Origin of the sequence: Croceitalea dokdonensis DOKDO 023 (assembly GCF_001306415.1) — a bacterium.
Classification (GTDB): domain Bacteria; phylum Bacteroidota; class Bacteroidia; order Flavobacteriales; family Flavobacteriaceae; genus Croceitalea; species Croceitalea dokdonensis.
On the sequence record NZ_LDJX01000002.1, the window covers coordinates 450,392 to 468,161 of the forward strand.

Here is a 17,770-nt window from a genome sequence, read left to right on the forward strand (position 1 = left end):
TCTTGGTTGATATGGCTACACGCCTTTCGCAATACGCTGAAAACCTATCGCACTTCACATTTCCAATTTCAACATACCCAACCAGTTTTTTTTCTTGACTCTTGATTCCTAACTCTTGGCTCTCAATACTCGTTCCTTCTTACTCACCGCGCTCCTGGACGATACGTTGCCTTGGCCCTTTTCAGCACATCTTCACGGTAGTAGGCGGCGTCTTTCCATTCCACGTTGGCATATCGCTGTATTTGGTCATCAAAATGAGGTGAGTTTGGGTCTCCGCTTTGTCCGCCGGCCAAAATAGTCTTTGCTTTTACCCTATCACCAAATTCCACAGCGGCCACAAAACTATTTCCACGGGTACCATATAATTTTTTAGCACCTTCAGAAGTATATCTTGCTCCGTAAGCGGCCAAAGCGCCCCAACGGCCAGAAGCGAACCCAATGGGAATACTGGGTTGGGCATCGTCAAAATTTTGGCGGATATCACCGTTTAAACGTTGGTACCGGTTCACCTCACCCCAAGGCATTTCCCAAGTGCCAAAGTCAGCTTCCAAAACATCAATGACTTCTGAGAACAATTGTAACTTTCCTACGTAATCACCATTTTTTACCCAATAGTTGAGCAATTCCATTGACGATAATCCTTTGGGCCTATTCATTCTCTGATAAACCAATGTGCCGTAATAATGAGCTAATGTCATAGGAATTGATTCTTTTGATGTCCTAAAATCCCAATTTCTCATTATTTCTATAGGCCGTCTAAGTTTCTCTTCACTCTTGACATTTTCATCATACGTTTTTACTAAGTCCGGTATCAATACCTCAAATGCCGGTAAATAAGGATCATGCGCCAACTGAATTAGGCTGTCCAAGGTATAGCCATCTTTATCAGTCAGCAGTTCAATGGCATGCACGCCCCTAAAATTCTCTTCATCACGAGACATGTATCTTGGATAATCCCCTCGTTTGGGACTGTATTCCAAAGCGGCCGTATATGGGGTGGAGTTACAATTCTGAATCCATCCATTCTGTGGGTTTTTAACCAAGATATTTTCATCCACCGTATGCAGGCCCTGCCAATCAGTTTTTGGATTACTACCTTCCACAGGCCGGGTATAATCAAAAATAGTATCCCGTTTCGGAACAAAATTCCCATGGAAATAGGCAATGTTGCCATCGGCATCCGCATAGACCGTATTGTTGGAGGAATTGGTTCTGATATCCATCATTTTTCGGAACCCATCGTACCCATCTTGTTTGGTTCTTATATAGGATTGTTCCAGGGCTTTCACTGGTTCCCACATCATGGCAGATGCCGTCCATTGGCCATCTACCGCATGGGTAATGGGACCATGGTGGGTGCGGTACATGGGAAAGCGTTTTTCTTTTATTTCAGAACCATCCTTATATCGTAAACTGACCGAGGTAGAATCCACCGGTCGTAATTCCTCGCCATATTGGTAAAACAATTTTCCGTTGTTCTTGACCATGGTTTCCTTAAACTCGTCCATCACATCGGTATAGGTAGAAGTATGCATCCAACCTGTTTTTTCATTAAAGCCTTGGTATACAAAAAACTGCCCCCAAGTCACCGCGCCATAAGCGTTTAACCCTTCTTCTGAAACCACATGAACCTCTCCCCTAAAGTAAAAAGAGGTATGCGGATTGATCAACAGCATGGCATTCCCAGACTGTGTTAAATCCCCAGCGATGGCAATCCCGTTGGACCCCTGTGGTTCTGCCATTTCCTTTTCTTTCTCCATTTGCAACAGCTCCATTTTAGGCAGCTCCATTCCGCCTTCATAAAAGGCCTTGATTTTTCGGGTAGAAATTCGCTCTATGTCACCTCCAATACTTCCCTCACTAAAGTACATGGGCATCCAAGGTTCAAATCGAGTAAGCAACTTGGGCTGCACCTCGGGATGGGTATGTAGATAATAGTTGATTCCGTCCGCAAAGGCGTCACATAATTTTTTCAACCATTCCGGACTTTTCTCGTAGTTGGCCTTGGCCTCTTCTTTGGTCATAAAAAGTTTTGCCCTAAGGTCACTGTACAACGCATCCTCTCCTTCCACCTCTGCCAAGCGGCCGGTGGCCCAAATATAATTTTGTTCCACTCGGTTAAAATCATCTTCGCATTGGGCGTACAGCAGCCCAAAAACGGCATCAGCATCCGTTTTTCCGTAAATGTGCGGCACCCCGAAATCATCCCTGATAATTTCAACATTAGCAGCACGGGCCTCCCAATTTTCTATCTCCGTTTGTGGTTGTTCTTTGCAAGAAAGAAGTAAAATGGCCAAAGCAAATAGGACTGTTCTCATTTAGGTGGTTTAAAAATTCATCAGCTTAAAGATAAATACTTAAAACCAGAATGGGCACAACCCATCCTCTTCCATTTTGCAGTAACTTGCAAACTGTTTTTGATTCCTATGGCAGAAAAAAAAGTAAGCATCCTAAAAGCATTTAAGACCATTATCTGGCCCAGAAGAAATCTGGTCTTTATAGGCCTTATATTGATTGTGATAAGCAAGGCCGCCAGTTTTGTTACGCCCATAGCCACCAAGTATGTAATTGATGATGCTTTTGCCAACAAGGATGTAGATTTACTAAAAACATTGGTGGGTGCCATTATGATCGCCATCACCATACAAGCGGCCACCTCTTTTTTATTGACGTATATTTTAAGCGTACAGGCGCAATTTCTTATCTCTGAACTAAGGGCGCAGGTACAAAAACAAGTGCTTTCACTACCGATACGGTTTTTTGACAATACCAAATCCGGAGCGTTGGTTTCCCGTATTATGAGCGATGTGGAAGGCGTTAGGAATTTAATAGGTACGGGCTTGGTACAGTTGGTAGGTGGCAGCGTAACGGCCATTGTAGCACTGGTACTATTACTTAGGATAAGCGTTAGCATGACGCTATTTACCTTGTTGCCTCTGGCAATCTTTGGGTTCATCGCATTAAAAGCCTTTAAAATTATACGCCCCATTTTTAGAAACCGTGGAAAGATAAATGCGGAGGTTACGGGCAGGCTAACGGAAACTTTGGGCGGTGTCCGTGTCATAAAAGGCTTTAATGCAGAGGCACAAGAAAACAAAATCTTTGAAGTTGGGGTGACCAAGCTATTTGAAAACGTAAAAAAGAGCCTTATTGCCACGGCGGCAATGACCAGTTCTGCCACCTTTTTAATTGGAATTGCCACCACTGGTGTCATGGGACTTGGAGGCTATAAAATCATACAAGACGAACTTACCATTGGGCAGTTTATTGAATTTACGGTAATCTTGGGGCTTATGATTGCCCCAATTGTTCAAATGAGCAATATTGGCAGCCAACTCACCGAGGCATTGGCTGGCTTGGACCGAACGGAAGAACTCATGAACCAGGTCACGGAAGCCGATGAAAAAGACCGCACCATTCAACTATCCAATCTAAAAGGAGATGTGGTCTTTAAAGAGGTGTCTTTTGCTTACGAAGAGGACAAGGAAGTGTTGCACAATATTAGCTTTGAGGCCAAATCTGGGGAAGTCATCGCCCTTGTTGGAAGCTCTGGCTCGGGAAAATCTACCATTGCCGGCCTGGCCGCAAGTTTCTTGAATCCAGAATCTGGCAGCATAACCATTGATGGGCACGACCTATCCAAAGTGGATCTCACCAGTTTTAGGCAATATTTAGGGGTGGTTTTACAGGACGATTTTTTATTTGAAGGAACCATTAGGGAAAACATTCTCTTTCCCAGACCCAATGCCACGCCAGAAGAATTACAAGCGGCAGTTAAAGCGGCTTACGTTGACGAATTTACCGATCGGTTTGAAGCTGGACTGGATACCGTAATCGGGGAACGGGGCGTAAAGCTTTCTGGCGGACAACGGCAGCGACTGGCCATTGCACGGGCCGTTTTGGCCAATCCAAAAATTTTGATTTTAGATGAGGCCACCTCCAATCTAGACACAGAAAGTGAGGCACTCATCCAAAAAAGCTTGGCAGAATTGACCAAAGGAAGGACCACTTTTGTCATAGCGCACCGCTTAAGCACCATAAGAAAAGCCAATCAGATTTTAGTGATTGAAAATGGAAGAATAGCAGAACAAGGCACCCATGACGAGTTGATTTCCAAAGAGGGAAGGTATTACAATTTATTTACGTATCAGGCGAGGATTTGATGGCAGGTACCTTAAAGAAAGAGCGTTCAGCCAACGTACCACTAAATTATAATAGTGAATAGAGTCTGTATTGAACTATTATCGCTTTTAATTTTTAGGTAGAGTTTGTTGTGAATTTTGATTTCAATAACCAAAAACAACTAAAAGGCCCATCCATAAGGAAAGGCCATTTGATACCCTAAGGTAGTTATAAAAAGTTTACAACTCCAGTGTCCATATCGTATACAGCTCCTTTAATATCGATTTTCCCTTCATCCAACATTTCTTTTATGATAGGGCTGTCCTTTGTGATTTTTTTAAGCGCAACGCGCACGTTGTTTTCACTAACCTCGTGAACAAAAAGCCTATTGCTAGAATTCCTTGGGCCTTCTGTTAGGGTAGACATAGCTACAGCAGGCCTAATATTTTTAAGCATACGGGTTATAGAACCCATTTTTAGATCATCAATAGCGGCATGTATGGCACCACAGTTTTCGTGACCCATTACCAATATTAATTTGGCACCTGCCACCTTGGTTGCAAATTCCATACTGCCTAAAATGTCATTATTGACAAAGTTCCCAGCTACCCTAGCCACAAAAATATCACCAATACCTTTATCAAAGACATCTTCCACCGGAACTCGGCTATCAACACAAGAAAGCACTATTGCTTTTGGATATTGCGCTCTTACACTTTCCCGAATCTGTACGGAATGATCCCTCGCAGTAAGTTCACTGCGCACAAAACGCTCATTTCCTGCACGTAGCATTTCAAACACCTCATTAGGGGTGAGTGCTTCTTGCTCCTCTTTTGTCAAGACGGATTCCACAAGAATTTGGTTCCTGTTAATTTCTAAGATATCACTTTTAGATTGTTGTCCTATGACCGGTATGGTTAGAATAAACAATCCAAAAATGGAGGTGAAATACTTTGTCATATCATGAATTTAAGATTAAGTCCAAATATAGCCGTGATGGTCTAAATTGGTGCGATACTTCATCACAATTAATAGTTAAACTTTTATTATTTAATAGTTTTACTTTTGAAAACATTTGCTTATCCTCATCAAGTATTCTTCTATGTATTCCCATCACCAAAAATATGGATGCTAAATTGAGCCTTAATATATCCGTTTACCTTTTATCAAGCATCTAAAAAGGGATTAAAGTCATTAACCGCTTTCATTTAGACAAAAGATTACTATCAGTACAATCCAACAAATAAGTAATATTTGTAGAAAAAGGAGATTTTTCAATATCTAAAAAAAGTCTTAGTAGGTGTCTAGGGCATCACTGTATTTTTCTGCGTTTTATTTAACCCTAAAACCCTGTTGCACTGGGAGTTCTTTTTTAATTGCAACAACGGAACACCTTAATACTTGTATTTAATGGAATATTCTTTATCTATTTCCCGTGCCAACAGGGACAAGGAGCAAGCAGGAAAATTGTGTACTGGGTACCAAGAAAAAAGAATGGAAAGAAGGTTCCGTTTACACCTCCTCAGGTGCCAATTCCACTTCGAGACCATCCAATTCGGGTGTCATATGGATTTGGCAGCCTAAACGGCTATTGGCTTCCACATTAAAGGCCTCGGCCAACATAGCTTCTTCGTCATCAGACATTTCCGGTAGTTCGTGTTCGGATTTTACATAGCATTGGCAAGATGCGCACATGGCCATACCCCCACAAATACCAATAGTACCCTCAGGGGCCAGTTCATAGGAACGCACCACTTCCATCAGGTTCATGTTCATGTCTGTTGGGGCATCTACTTCGTGAAGAACCCCATCACGGTTTGTAATTTTTATTTTAATATCCGTCATAAACCCTTAAAGACTAAACTTGGCACTTTATCATTCAATCGCTTTTACAACTGCCTTTGGTGCTTCTTTTTTGGTTCCATCAAAACCGGTAACACCTCCAACGGTAGTATATTTCATTACATATTTTTTATCCGGATAAATACGTTGATAGGCACTTTGGCACATAAGGGTAGCCTCATGAAAACCACAGAGAATCAACTTTAACTTCCCGGGATAGGTATTTACATCGCCAATGGCATATATGCCGGGAACGTTGGTTTGGTAATCCAAGGTATTATCCACCTTAATGGCATTCTTCTCTATTTCCAGACCCCAATCCGCAATGGGCCCCAATTTTGGAGATAAGCCAAAAAGTGGAATAAAATTATCCACAACTACTTCAATATGTGCTTTAGAGTCGGTTTTTTGAACCGTGACCGAATGTAAATTATCATCACCTTTAAGCGCTACTACCTCTGCAGGGGTAATCAAATTAATCTTACCCAGATTCTTTAATTCTTGTACCTTTTCAACAGAGTCCAAAGCACCCCTAAATTCGTTCCTACGATGCACCAAAGTGACTTCCGAGGCAACATCTGCCAAAAAAATGGACCAATCCAAGGCTGAGTCCCCACCACCTGCAATCAACACCTTTTTATTCCGGTATACCTCGGGATCGCGAATCATATAGGCGATACCATTATCCTCAAACTTGGCAAGGTTTTCCAGTTGCGGTTTTCTGGGCTCAAAACTGCCCAAACCTCCGGCAATGGCAACAATGGGGGCATGGTGTTTGGTTCCTTTGTTAGTGGTGACGATAAAGCTGCCATCTTCCAATTTTTCTATACTATCTGCCCGTTCCCCCAAGGTAAAACCCGGTTGGAAGGGTTTGATCTGTTCCATGAGATTGTCTACCAAATCCCCGGCCAATACCTCTGGAAATCCAGGGATATCGTAAATGGGCTTTTTGGGGTATATCTCTGAACATTGCCCACCGGCCTGCGGCAAGGCATCTATTAAGTGGCATTTTAACTTTAGTAGACCAGCTTCAAAAACGGCAAAAAGTCCCGTAGGACCAGCACCAATAATTAAAATATCTGTCTTTATCATGTAATTTTTTTGGACTTTGTACCAGTACACCAAGACCTTGGCGAACAGTCTTGGGTTAGCTTAGATTTATAACCTCTTGAATTTGTGGAACGTACTTCTTTATGGTCATTTCCACTCCGCTCTTTAACGTCATTTGGTTGACACTGCAACCAATGCAGTTGCCTTCTAACCTAACCTTTACCGAGGTATCGTTGTCTATTGAGATAAGGGAAATATCACCACCATCGCTTTGCAAAAATGGTCTAATTTCCTCCAAAGCCTTTTCTACGTTTTGTCTAACTTCTTCTGTTGTCATGACTACTTCTTTTTAACGGCAGAACAGCCTGCCATCGTCGTAATTTTAATGGCCTCCGTTGGGGGCAAGGCCTTGTTTCTTAACACCACCTGCTGGACGGTATTTTTGGTAATTTCCTCAAAAGCCATCTCAATTGGTGTTCCCGTCTGTAACGCTGCCGGCCTTCCTACATCACCAGCCTCCCTTACGCTCTGCACCAATGGCACTTCTCCCAGGAAAGGGACTTGCAAGTCCTTTGCAAGATGTTTTGCACCATCCTTCCCAAAGATATGATATTTGTTTTGGGGTAACTCTTCTGGAGTGAAATAGGCCATATTCTCCACTATTCCCAATACCGGAACATTGATGGCCTCTTGTTGGAACATGGCTACACCCTTGCGGGCATCCGCCAAGGCTATTTCCTGTGGTGTGGATACCACAACTGCCCCGGTTACCGGTAGGGACTGCATGATGCTCAGGTGAATATCTCCCGTTCCAGGGGGCAGATCTAACAGCAGAAAGTCCAACTCTCCCCAATGGGCATCAAAAATCATTTGGTTCAATGCTTTTGACGCCATGGGCCCTCTCCAAATTACCGCTTGGTTAGGCTGCGTAAAAAAGCCTATAGAAAGCATTTTTACCCCATAGTTTTCCACAGGGCGCATTTTGTTTTTACCATCAATAGTGACGGATAGTGGCCTTTCCAAAGCCACATCAAACATAATGGGCATGGATGGCCCGTAAATATCCGTATCCAACAAGCCTACGTTAAAACCCATTTTAGCAAGTGTTACGGCCAAATTGGCGGTCACGGTAGATTTCCCTACACCGCCCTTGCCAGAAGCAACGGCAATAATGTTCTTTATGCCGGGGATTGGCTTGCCCTTTATTTCGTTTACCTTGGGCTTTGCCGGAGCATCCACTTTAAGGTTTACTTTAATCTTTGCCTTGGCGTATACTTCTTGGTGGATGATTTTTAAGATTTCCACCTCGGTTTTCTTGCGCGCCTGAAGACTTGGGTTTTTAATGGTCACATCTACCTCCACCTCATCACCAAAAACCTGCACATTGGTAACGGCTCCGCTTTCTACCATGTTCTGCCCCTCACCAGGAACGGTGATATGCTCCAAGGCAGTCAATATGTCTTTCTTTGCTATCTTCATTATATTCTATTACGCTCTAAAAAGTAGGCGACAAACCCAAAATTTGTACTACTTAATTTAATGTACAAAGATACGCTCTAGCATCCAGATTTACCATCCTTTGGATTGAATTTCAATATGGTAGGATAAATGGGTTTGATACGGTGTTTTGTGCAATTTACCTAAGGACAAAGGCAAAGCCCGGTGGTTCCCAAGCCGCCTAGACCGCTACCTTTATAATAGTTTGATGCTGCTCTTTTTAGGTGAGGTAAGGCGGATTAAGGAAACTCCTTAGCCATCCAATTCTTTACTGGGGTCCCAAAAATGTTTGCTAAAATTCAGGATTTGATTGTCCACGACCTTTACACCCTCGTTCTCTAAAAGCTGCTGCATAAGGTTAGTTCCAGCAAAATGGTGCTTCCCGGTAAGGACACCAATCCTATTTACTACCCTATGGGCAGGTACATCCTTGTTATGTGAATTGTTCATGGCCCAACCTACCATTCTTGCACTCCTTGCGGCCCCAAGATACTTAGCGATAGCGCCGTAAGATGTTACCCTGCCATAGGGAATCTGTTTGGCCACTTCATACACTTTGTCAAAAAAACTGGGTTCTTCCATGTTAGGCATAAAAAATTCTAGCTAGTGTAATTACCGTCAACAATACCATTAGGGCACTCAGGATATAATTTGAATTTTTGGCAAACCTGCCTTTCTTAAAACTTTTACGGTTAAAATAGATGGCATACAGATACATTACCAAAAAAGTACCGGAACCAGCGGAGAAAATAAAAACAATTTCATCAATGACCTCATAATTCATAATGCCCTGAGCACTAAAAAGACCATTTAATCCACTATAGTAAGGAACGGTCAATAGGTTAATTGCCGCCAACACCATTCCCTTGGTAAAGCTGCCGCGTTTTTTGGCAGCTTTAAAAGCATGTTTCCCGGCAGTTGTTTTTCTTGCCTTAAAAAAGAAAAAAACGGCCAAAATCCCAAAAACCAATACGGCAATCTGCATGAGCCACGCTACCACATCAGGATTTTTGGACAAGTATTTGGCAATCCTAACGGCCAAGTAGGTTTGTGCCATGACCATGACCGCCACGCCCAGGCCAAACATAATACCGTTGGAACTCCCTTTCTCCACACTGGTCTTGGCCGCATTTACGTTAAGCAGTCCGGGGGGTGCCGATGCCAAAAATGCCGCACCAAAGGTGGCGAGAAAAAGAATGGATAAGTGTGTCATTTATTGGTAATCCTAAATTGGATATAGGTAATTGCTTTTCCCTTTTCAAGATACTGTTTTTCATAGAACGTTTGGATCTGCAGTACTTCTTCCGGGCTGCCTTCGTTTGTATACACGTCATGGTTGGCATACAATACTTGATGCCCCTTGCCATGAAGCAGTCCCAAGGTATATCCGTGCATAAACTCACTATCGGTTTTTAAATGCACCATCCCGTCCATTTTTAGGATGCGCCGGTACTTCTCCAGGAATGCCTCATTGGTCATCCGGTGTTTTGTGCGTTTGTACTTAATCTGGGGGTCTGGAAACGTAATCCAAATTTCCGAAACCTCTTGTTGCGCAAAAATGTTATCCACCAATTCTATTTGGGTCCTAACAAAGGCCACATTTTCCAATTTTTCTTCCAATGCAGTTTTTGCTCCCCTCCAGAAACGGGCACCCTTAATGTCTATACCAATAAAGTTTTTATGGGGATAACGCCGCGCCAGCCCAACGGTATATTCCCCTTTACCACAACCCAGTTCCAAAACAATAGGGTTACCATTCCCAAAGAATTGGTGCCATTTTCCCTGATGCCCAAAACCTTTTATCACCTCCTCCCGCGTAGGCTGTATCACGTTTGCAAAGGTTTCGTTTTCTTTAAACCGCTTGAGTTTGTTCTTACTTCCCAAAAGAAAAATTTAAGGTTCTGGCAAAACTACATAAATCTGGTATGCGAATTGTTGTCACGGCCATCCATACTGGTATCCAGAAAATGACTTGGCGCTGTCCTACATTTTCACCTTTTTGGGGGCATCTGCTTTTTGCGCCACCTTTTCCAAGGTAAAGGAAAACTCGGAACCCACCTCCACTTCACTTTCCACATAAATCTTTTCACCGTGCGCTTCAATGATATGTTTTACAATGGACAATCCAAGACCGGAGCCACCTTCTTTTCTGCTACCGCTTTGGTCCACCCTATAAAAACGCTCAAAAAGCCTAGGAATGTGCTGTTTGGGTATGCCTCCCCCATTATCGGTGACCCTAACGATGACCTTGTTTTTAATTAAGTTCTCAACGCTTACCTCCGTAGTTCCGTTGGTATGGCCGTATTTAATGGAATTGACCAATAGGTTGGTCAACACCTGCTGTATTTTCTCGGCATCGCCCATGACATAGATGGGGTTGGCATACTCCATATCAAAAGTAAGGGTGATCTCTTTTTTGGCCGCTTTCATCTCCAACAGTTCAAAAACGCTTTTGATCAATTCTATAATATCAAAAGCCTCTTTGTCCAGATTAAGATCGCCCGCCTCCAGTTTTGTAATGAGGTCCAGGTCCTTTACAATATAAATTAACCGTTCCACCCCTTTGTTAGCGCGCTTTAAATATTTTTCATTGACGTTTTTATCATTCATTGCACCATCCAATAAGGTTAGGATATACCCTTGAACGGTAAATAGGGGAGTCTTTAGTTCATGTGAAACATTGCCTAAAAAATCTTTCCGATACTCTTCCCTGATTTTAAGGGTATCTATTTCCACTTTTTTATCCTTGGCAAATTTTTCAATTTCCTCCGTCAAGGTTTTCATATCCGTGGTCACTGGCTTGGAGGAAAATGAACTGGATTCCAACAGGGAAACCTCATCATATATTTTTTTGACACGCTTGTAGATAAACCGTTCCACACGGGATTGAATGATCAAAAAAGAGAGCAAAAAACTACCTGCAACAAAAGCAATCAAGATTATCCACTGAAACCGGTCAAAAAAATAGAGCAGCACCCCTAGTAGCAAGCCTTGAAATACACAGATATAAACGGAAGATCGGATGGCAAACCGATAGGATTTTTTTAATTTATTGGGCATTACAATACAAACTTATAACCAACGCCCTTCACGGTCTTAAAATGGTGGTCCCCAATTTTTTCCCTTAATTTACGGATATGCACATCAATGGTCCTACCCCCAACAACCACCTCATTGCCCCACACCTTATCCAAGATAACCTCCCGCTTAAACACCTTGCTGGGTTTGGAGGTAAGCAACGCCAAGAGTTCAAACTCCTTTCGTGGCAAAATAATTTCCTTGCCATTGTTCACAATTTTGTACTCCTCGCGGTTAATGACAATATTTCCCACGGTGACAATATCCTCAGATTCTTGCTTGTCCTCTTTAAGCCTCCGCAACAGGGCCTTTACCTTACTCACCAATACTTTGGGTTTTATTGGCTTTGTAATGTAGTCGTCCGCACCGGCATCAAAACCAGCAACCTGGGAGTAGTCCTCGCCCCTTGCGGTTAAAAAAGTGATGATGCTGTTTTCCAGACCAGGAGTCCTGCGCATAATTTCACAGGCTTCAATACCATCCATTTCTGGCATCATCACATCCAAGATGATCAAATGCGGTAATTTTTTCTTTGCCTTTGCAACACCCTCCACACCATTTTTTGCGGTATGTACCTCATAACCCTCTGCGGTAAGGTTATAACTTACAATTTCAAGAATATCCGGCTCATCATCAACCAATAGTATCTTAATATCCTTTGTTTTCATGGGAGTTGTGGTTTTATTTTTAAGGTTGGCCATATCAGTGGCACTGGCAATTGGTTATCATGGATAACAGTGCTATGTTATTTGGCATAATTCCAAAAATAAAGATAATACCATAAGAACCTAAGTCCTTAACATTGATTTAATCTGGTAACCTTTTTGTAACACTGCTGAAATAAACTCTTAACAAGTAGCTAACACGATCTTTACAGTGTCTAGCTTTATTTGCACTGATTTATTTAACGGCTTCGGCCAAAGCATAACGTAAATTAATAAGATGATGAAAAAAATGTTCTCTTTACTAGCGGTTTTTGCTGCTTTAACTTTTGTTGCCTGTGATGGTGACGATGATGACGGACCAACACCGCCAATGATTGCAGATGCAGACGGGGATGGTATTGAAGATAGTGTTGACAACTGTCCCAACCAATCTAACGCAGATCAAGCTGATGCTGATGCTGATGGTGTCGGAGATGTATGTGACCCTACGCCTAATGGTACAGGACCTCAGCCAGGGGATATCATAGTGGTAAGTTCCAACATCACTTCGGACACTACATGGGATTCTGACTTTATTTACCAATTAAATGGCCGTATAGCTGTTGAGGCGGGTGCTACCCTAACCATAGAAGCAGGAACGATAATCAAAGGTAATGCGGGTCAGGGCGAGAATGCCACTGCATTATTAATTGCTAGGGGAGCGACATTAAACGCCAATGGTACGGCTACGGCTCCAATTATAATGACGTCTACGGCAGATAATATTCAACCTGGACAAATTGAAAGCCCTAATCTTGACATCAACTTTAGGGGATTATGGGGAGGTTTGATTGTTCTTGGAAACGCTCCAATTTCTGTTGATGCCACGGATGAATTGACCATAGATGACGGAGTTGCTCAAATCGAGGGTATACCAGCAAACGATCCTAATGGAGCTTATGGAGGTTCTGACCCAATGGATAATTCAGGAACTATAACTTATGTTTCTGTTCGCTACGGAGGAACCAATATTGGGTCCGGAAATGAAATTAACGGAATCACGTTTGGAGGTGTCGGTGCTGGTACTACGGTAAGCCACATTGAAGTAGTGGCAAATGTGGATGATGGCGTTGAATTTTTTGGAGGAACAGTGAATGCAGATAACGTTATAGTATGGGCACAAGGTGATGACGCTATTGACATTGACCAAGCCTACTCGGGCACCATTAATAACGCTGTGGTGAAACAAGGGCCAACAAGCGATCATGCTCTTGAAATAGATGGCCCTGAAGGTGCCGCCTCTGGAAGTTATACTCTTGTAAACGCTACTTTATTGGGTGATCCCGATGGCGGAGCAATTGGAGATTTTAGGTCGGGTGCTACTGGGGCAAACAACAATATTTTGGTTCAGGATTTTCCCGCCGGTGCGGATGTAGAATTGGACAACCAAGGTGTTGCCGATAATTTCACCAATGGTACATTAACCTTTATGAACTGGGAGGTAGAATTAGCAGACGGAGTTACCTTAGGTGATATTTTCGATGATACCACGGGAACTACTACCGGTTTTGGTGATTTTGCCACAGCAGTTACCACGCCAACAGTAGGGGCGAATACGGCTGAATTTGCTGGATGGTCTATTGCAGGCATAGCACTCGGATTCTAATTGTGGATCAATACAAAGCTTAACAATATGTTAAAGCCCGTTGTTTATCATAACAACGGGCTTTTTATAATTTTCCGACTTTTTCAATTAGCGAACACCTTATGAAAAATCTATTCTTTAACTTTTTATTGCTATTTGTTTTGGGAACCGTTACAATGTGTGCCCAAACTGGGTTTGTTATCGGCACTATAAGCGATGGCGAATTCAATGATATATTGCCTTTCGCAAACGTCTTGGCCAAAGGAACAACCAATGGAACAACATCTGATTTTGATGGAAAGTATTCCCTTCAGCTAGAGGAGGGTACATATACTTTAGTATTCTCTTATTTGGGATACCAAACAAAGGAAATTACAGAGGTTGTTGTAGAGCCAGGAAAAGAGGTTGTGGTAGACATTACCTTAAATCCTTTGGCAAACCAATTAGAAGAGGTTGTGGTCACCACTACCGTAAGCAAAAACACGGAAGCATCCGTTCTAAACTTACAGAAAAAATCTGTAGCACTTATAGATGGTTTATCATTACAAAGTATTAAAAAAGTAGGTGCCAGCGATATCGCCAGTGCGGTAAAGAATGTTCCCGGAGTTTCCGTCCAAGGCGGGAAATTTGTCTTTGTCAGGGGACTGGGGGATCGTTATACCAAAACACTTTTAAATGGTCTTGAAGTACCCGGGCTTGATCCAGACAGGAATACGCTGCAATTGGATATTTTTCCAACCAACCTGTTAGATAATTTAATCGTTGTCAAGTCTTTTACGGCTGATCAATCCGCAGATTTTACGGGAGGTATCGTAGACATTGTCACAAAAGACTTTCCAACTACTGAACAGTTCAATATTTCCATTGGAAGTGCTTATAACCCAGATTTTCATTTTAATGATAATTATGAAACGTTTGACAGTGGAGGTCGCGCATTTGGTTTCAGGCGAAGTCTAAATAACGACCCAATTACAGAAAATATTCTCACACTCAATGTAGCTCAAAATGCCCCAGAGCTACGGGAACTAACCCAACGGTTTGACCCTCAGATGGCGGCTCAGGCCTCTACGAGCTCAATCGATAGCAATTTCAGTATTGATTACGGCAACCAATTTAGTTTAAATGAGGACAGCTCTTGGCGTCTAGGGTTTTTAACAGCACTTTCCTATAGAAACGAATCTGCATTTTATGAAAATTATATTGACGGCCAAGTATTTAGACGGGACTTTAGGGACAATACTGTACTTGAGCTACAAGCAGATCGTACTAACCAAGGCAGGCTATCTACCAATAACACACTATTAACTGGATTGGCCGGTGTAACCTTAAAAGGAGAACGCAGTAAATACAAACTTAATGTAATGCACATACAGAATGGTGAAACTAGTACCACCTTTCAAACCCAACAAAACTTCATTATCAATTCAAATCTTATTGAAAGGACTGCCTTACTTTTTACAGAACGCTCTATTACCAACCTAAGCCTCAACGGAGTGCATACGCTGGACACAGAAGCCAAATGGAACCTGGATTGGAAGGGTAATATTACATGGGCACGGGTTTACGACCAGGACTTTAGGGTATCTCCTTTCAGGGTAAATGAAGACACAGGGGAAAGAAGAATTGAACCAAGTGAGGCAGGTGACCCTATACGACTGTGGAGGGACCTGGAAGAAATCAATTATGTAGGAAAAGTAGACCTATCCAATAAACATACATTGTTCGATAACGATGCAAAACTAAAAGTTGGAGGTACCTATGTTTTTAAAAATAGGGTTTTTGACATTGCGCAATATGCATTGCCAAACCAAGATTTTGGTGCTGAATTTAGCCTACGATTTGAGGGGGATCCAGACCAGATATTAGCACCAGATAATATTTTGACCACAAACCCCTTGCAAGGAACATTTGTCCGGGAAGATTCTGGTGCGTCCACCTTTTTTGATTCAGATATCAACATTGCAGGGCTTTATGTTTCAGAAGAATTTAAACTTACGCCCAGATTTACATCAATAATCGGCGTGCGTGCAGAACAATTTCAATTAAGTTATACCGGTACTTCGCAAACACAGGGAACCTTAGAAAATGAACTGATTTTAGATGAATTTGATTTTTTCCCATCTGCAAACCTCATTTTAGAATTGGATGAAGAAGGAAATAGGAAAATAAGGGGCTCTTACGGAAGAACCACCGCAAGGCCTTCTTTTAAAGAAGCTTCCATTGCTCAAATTTTTGACCCAGTATCTGGTTTCTTTTTCTTGGGCAACTTAGATATAAAACCTACCTATATAGACAACTTTGACCTCAGGTTTGAGACTTATGGGAAAGGAACCAATTTCTTTGCAATTAGCGGCTTTTATAAAAGCTTTGAAAATCCAATAGAATTGGCATTCATCGCCGGTGCTACAGACCAGTTTACCCCAAGAAACCTAGGGGATGCCACCGTACTTGGAGCGGAAATTGAATTTAGGAGTGATTTAAGCATTATTGGATTGAACAACTTCTTTTTCAACGGAAACTATTCCTTAATTAATTCTACGCAAGATCTTAACGAAGATGAACGAATTTTGCGTGCAACAGAAACCAACTTAAGAGTAGGGGAAACACCAATTACGGAGCGCCAACTTCAAGGTCAGTCACCTTGGATATTAAATCTAGGTTTAAACTATAACAGTAATGATAATGGCTGGGAAGGAGGTCTTTTTTATAATGTGCAAGGACCCACGCTAGAAATTGTGAGTGACGGTAATATAGGAGATGTATTTACCCGTCCTTTTAACGATTTAAAGTTTAGTATAGGAAAGAGTTTTGGGCAAAATGATCAAAATAAGATCACCTTAAGAATTTCCAACCTTTTAAATGATGAAAGATTAAGTGAATTTGAATCCTTTGGGTCTACTAGAAAAACCTATTCCCTTTTGCAGCCAGGACAATCATTCTCAGTTTCTTATAGCACAAGGTTCTAAAAACCATAAAATGGTAATCACCCCCCCCCGGAAAATTCGGGGGGTTTTATTGTATTTTATCGAAAAGTGTGGCTTTTTTCCTAACGTAATCCCACATGGCCCTTCAATTTTTTTATATTTGTGGCATGGCTCTTGTAACCAATACTTTATGAAGCAATTTTACGTTGTCACCTTCTTTTTACTATCCACCCTTGCCTTCTCACAGGAAGCCCAAGGAAAAGGGGATATTGAGGGGTTTCAATTGTATCCCAACCCCACCACCAACGGTAAAATCTTTATAACCACTGCAAAACAGCAACCAAAGACGGTGTATATTTTTGATGTTTTGGGGACCAAGGTACTGGAGGCTACCATTCTAGGCAAAGAATTAAATGTTTCCGATTTGAATAAAGGCGTTTATATCTTACGCGTCATAGAAAAAGATAAGGTGGCCACACGCAAGCTGATCATAAAATAGGGAATAATTACTACCCGCTCCTTCCAAAGGGCAGCAGTTCATCGAACTTACCTACAAAGTTTTACGTTTCACAACAATTTATGGGATGTAATGGATAAGACCACTAGTTTTATAATGCTTTTGTCCCAAATTGGCATTTATGAAACACATCTACTTAATCTTTCTTATGGCATTACCTATCACTACCTCCGGTCAAGAACTGGTGAGCATCAACACCGTTGCACCAGAAGAAGTCAAAGGGTTTAAAATGTACCCCAATCCCGCTTATGGAGATGAAGTATACATTACCACGGCCAAAAATGGAAACAAGAAGATAACGGTATACGATGTCTTTGGAGAGGTGGTCCTTGTAGACAGGCTCACCACCAATACGTTGAATATTTCTGGTCTGGTACCTGGCGTGTATGTGCTGCAGGTCACTGAAAATAAAAAGACCATGACCCGTAAATTGGTCATTAAATAACTATCC

At 42.0% G+C, this 17,770-nt stretch carries 16 protein-coding genes; 5 read left to right on the forward strand and 11 right to left on the reverse strand.

The genetic code is table 11. The features are described from left to right. Nucleotides 1-143: 143 nt before the first annotated feature. On the reverse strand, nt 144-2,318 hold the full coding sequence (locus I595_RS05440) for an acylase (protein ID WP_054558371.1): 2,175 nt from the start codon (nt 2,316-2,318) through the stop codon (nt 144-146). A gap of 108 nt (nt 2,319-2,426) precedes the next feature. On the opposite strand from I595_RS05440, the gene I595_RS05445 reads away from it, so the two are divergent. Beyond that, nucleotides 2,427-4,163: an ABC transporter ATP-binding protein gene (locus I595_RS05445; RefSeq protein WP_054558372.1), complete on the forward strand. Its 1,737-nt coding sequence runs from the start codon at nt 2,427-2,429 to the stop codon at nt 4,161-4,163. A 187-nt stretch (nt 4,164-4,350) separates the two neighbouring features. Here I595_RS05445 and I595_RS05450 read toward each other — a convergent pair whose 3' ends face one another. The 10 genes from I595_RS05450 to I595_RS05495 form a co-directional block, all read right to left on the reverse strand. Then, complete coding sequence (locus tag I595_RS05450) at nt 4,351-5,082, reverse strand: carbonic anhydrase family protein (RefSeq protein WP_083467502.1); 732 nt, start codon at nt 5,080-5,082, stop codon at nt 4,351-4,353. 552 nt (nt 5,083-5,634) lie between these two features. Next, a complete protein-coding gene (locus I595_RS05455) occupies nt 5,635-5,967 on the reverse strand; it encodes a 2Fe-2S iron-sulfur cluster-binding family protein (RefSeq protein ID WP_054558373.1) in 333 nt (110 codons plus the stop codon). A 30-nt stretch (nt 5,968-5,997) separates the two neighbouring features. Next, a complete protein-coding gene (locus tag I595_RS05460) occupies nt 5,998-7,056 on the reverse strand; it encodes an NAD(P)/FAD-dependent oxidoreductase (protein ID WP_054558374.1) in 1,059 nt (352 codons plus the stop codon). 55 nt (nt 7,057-7,111) lie between these two features. Beyond that, nucleotides 7,112-7,351, reverse strand: coding sequence for a NifU family protein (locus tag I595_RS05465; RefSeq protein WP_054558375.1), 240 nt, complete (start codon nt 7,349-7,351; stop codon nt 7,112-7,114). A 2-nt stretch (nt 7,352-7,353) separates the two neighbouring features. Further along, on the reverse strand, nt 7,354-8,493 hold the full coding sequence (locus I595_RS05470; protein WP_054558376.1) for an Mrp/NBP35 family ATP-binding protein: 1,140 nt from the start codon (nt 8,491-8,493) through the stop codon (nt 7,354-7,356). Between the two features lie 270 nt (nt 8,494-8,763). Beyond that, complete coding sequence (locus I595_RS05475) at nt 8,764-9,093, reverse strand: MGMT family protein (protein ID WP_054558377.1); 330 nt, start codon at nt 9,091-9,093, stop codon at nt 8,764-8,766. Between the two features lies 1 nt (nt 9,094). Further along, nucleotides 9,095-9,724 (reverse strand): LysE family transporter, encoded by a 630-nt coding sequence (locus I595_RS05480; RefSeq protein ID WP_054558378.1) that lies wholly within the window; start codon nt 9,722-9,724, stop codon nt 9,095-9,097. Further along, nucleotides 9,721-10,395: a tRNA (guanosine(46)-N7)-methyltransferase TrmB gene (gene trmB, locus I595_RS05485; protein WP_054558379.1), complete on the reverse strand. Its 675-nt coding sequence runs from the start codon at nt 10,393-10,395 to the stop codon at nt 9,721-9,723. Before trmB ends, I595_RS05480 begins: the two co-directional genes overlap by 4 nt. 99 nt (nt 10,396-10,494) lie before the next feature. Then, nucleotides 10,495-11,571, reverse strand: a complete 1,077-nt coding sequence (locus I595_RS05490; RefSeq protein ID WP_054558380.1) for a sensor histidine kinase — start codon at nt 11,569-11,571, stop codon at nt 10,495-10,497. Continuing rightward, entirely contained in the window at nt 11,571-12,257 is a 687-nt protein-coding gene (locus I595_RS05495; RefSeq protein WP_054558689.1) for a response regulator transcription factor, read from the reverse strand. The genes I595_RS05490 and I595_RS05495 overlap by 1 nt, the downstream gene beginning before the upstream one ends. Nucleotides 12,258-12,531: 274 nt before the next feature. Here I595_RS05495 and I595_RS05500 point away from each other — a divergent pair, with 274 nt between their 5' ends. From I595_RS05500 to I595_RS05515, 4 genes are all read left to right on the forward strand, one after another. Beyond that, nucleotides 12,532-13,899, forward strand: a complete 1,368-nt coding sequence (locus tag I595_RS05500; RefSeq protein ID WP_054558381.1) for a thrombospondin type 3 repeat-containing protein — start codon at nt 12,532-12,534, stop codon at nt 13,897-13,899. A gap of 101 nt (nt 13,900-14,000) precedes the next feature. Further along, nucleotides 14,001-16,844, forward strand: a complete 2,844-nt coding sequence (locus I595_RS05505) for a TonB-dependent receptor (protein WP_054558382.1) — start codon at nt 14,001-14,003, stop codon at nt 16,842-16,844. A gap of 148 nt (nt 16,845-16,992) precedes the next feature. Then, nucleotides 16,993-17,301, forward strand: a complete 309-nt coding sequence (locus tag I595_RS05510) for a T9SS type A sorting domain-containing protein (RefSeq protein WP_054558690.1) — start codon at nt 16,993-16,995, stop codon at nt 17,299-17,301. Between the two features lie 139 nt (nt 17,302-17,440). Further along, nucleotides 17,441-17,764, forward strand: coding sequence for a T9SS type A sorting domain-containing protein (locus I595_RS05515; protein ID WP_054558383.1), 324 nt, complete (start codon nt 17,441-17,443; stop codon nt 17,762-17,764). Nucleotides 17,765-17,770 lie beyond the last annotated feature (6 nt).

What these genes read in the sequence shown, in the direction of transcription:
- I595_RS05440 (WP_054558371.1), bottom strand. Translation starts at nt 2,318, where the DNA reads ATGAGAACAGTCCTATTTGCTTTGGCCATTTTACTTCTTTCTTGCAAA.
- I595_RS05445 (WP_054558372.1), top strand. Translation starts at nt 2,427, where the DNA reads ATGGCAGAAAAAAAAGTAAGCATCCTAAAAGCATTTAAGACCATTATC.
- I595_RS05450 (WP_083467502.1), bottom strand. Translation starts at nt 5,082, where the DNA reads ATGACAAAGTATTTCACCTCCATTTTTGGATTGTTTATTCTAACCATA.
- I595_RS05455 (WP_054558373.1), bottom strand. Translation starts at nt 5,967, where the DNA reads ATGACGGATATTAAAATAAAAATTACAAACCGTGATGGGGTTCTTCAC.
- I595_RS05460 (WP_054558374.1), bottom strand. Translation starts at nt 7,056, where the DNA reads ATGATAAAGACAGATATTTTAATTATTGGTGCTGGTCCTACGGGACTT.
- I595_RS05465 (WP_054558375.1), bottom strand. Translation starts at nt 7,351, where the DNA reads ATGACAACAGAAGAAGTTAGACAAAACGTAGAAAAGGCTTTGGAGGAA.
- I595_RS05470 (WP_054558376.1), bottom strand. Translation starts at nt 8,493, where the DNA reads ATGAAGATAGCAAAGAAAGACATATTGACTGCCTTGGAGCATATCACC.
- I595_RS05475 (WP_054558377.1), bottom strand. Translation starts at nt 9,093, where the DNA reads ATGGAAGAACCCAGTTTTTTTGACAAAGTGTATGAAGTGGCCAAACAG.
- I595_RS05480 (WP_054558378.1), bottom strand. Translation starts at nt 9,724, where the DNA reads ATGACACACTTATCCATTCTTTTTCTCGCCACCTTTGGTGCGGCATTT.
- I595_RS05490 (WP_054558380.1), bottom strand. Translation starts at nt 11,571, where the DNA reads ATGCCCAATAAATTAAAAAAATCCTATCGGTTTGCCATCCGATCTTCC.
- I595_RS05495 (WP_054558689.1), bottom strand. Translation starts at nt 12,257, where the DNA reads ATGAAAACAAAGGATATTAAGATACTATTGGTTGATGATGAGCCGGAT.
- I595_RS05500 (WP_054558381.1), top strand. Translation starts at nt 12,532, where the DNA reads ATGATGAAAAAAATGTTCTCTTTACTAGCGGTTTTTGCTGCTTTAACT.
- I595_RS05505 (WP_054558382.1), top strand. Translation starts at nt 14,001, where the DNA reads ATGAAAAATCTATTCTTTAACTTTTTATTGCTATTTGTTTTGGGAACC.
- I595_RS05510 (WP_054558690.1), top strand. Translation starts at nt 16,993, where the DNA reads ATGAAGCAATTTTACGTTGTCACCTTCTTTTTACTATCCACCCTTGCC.
- I595_RS05515 (WP_054558383.1), top strand. Translation starts at nt 17,441, where the DNA reads ATGAAACACATCTACTTAATCTTTCTTATGGCATTACCTATCACTACC.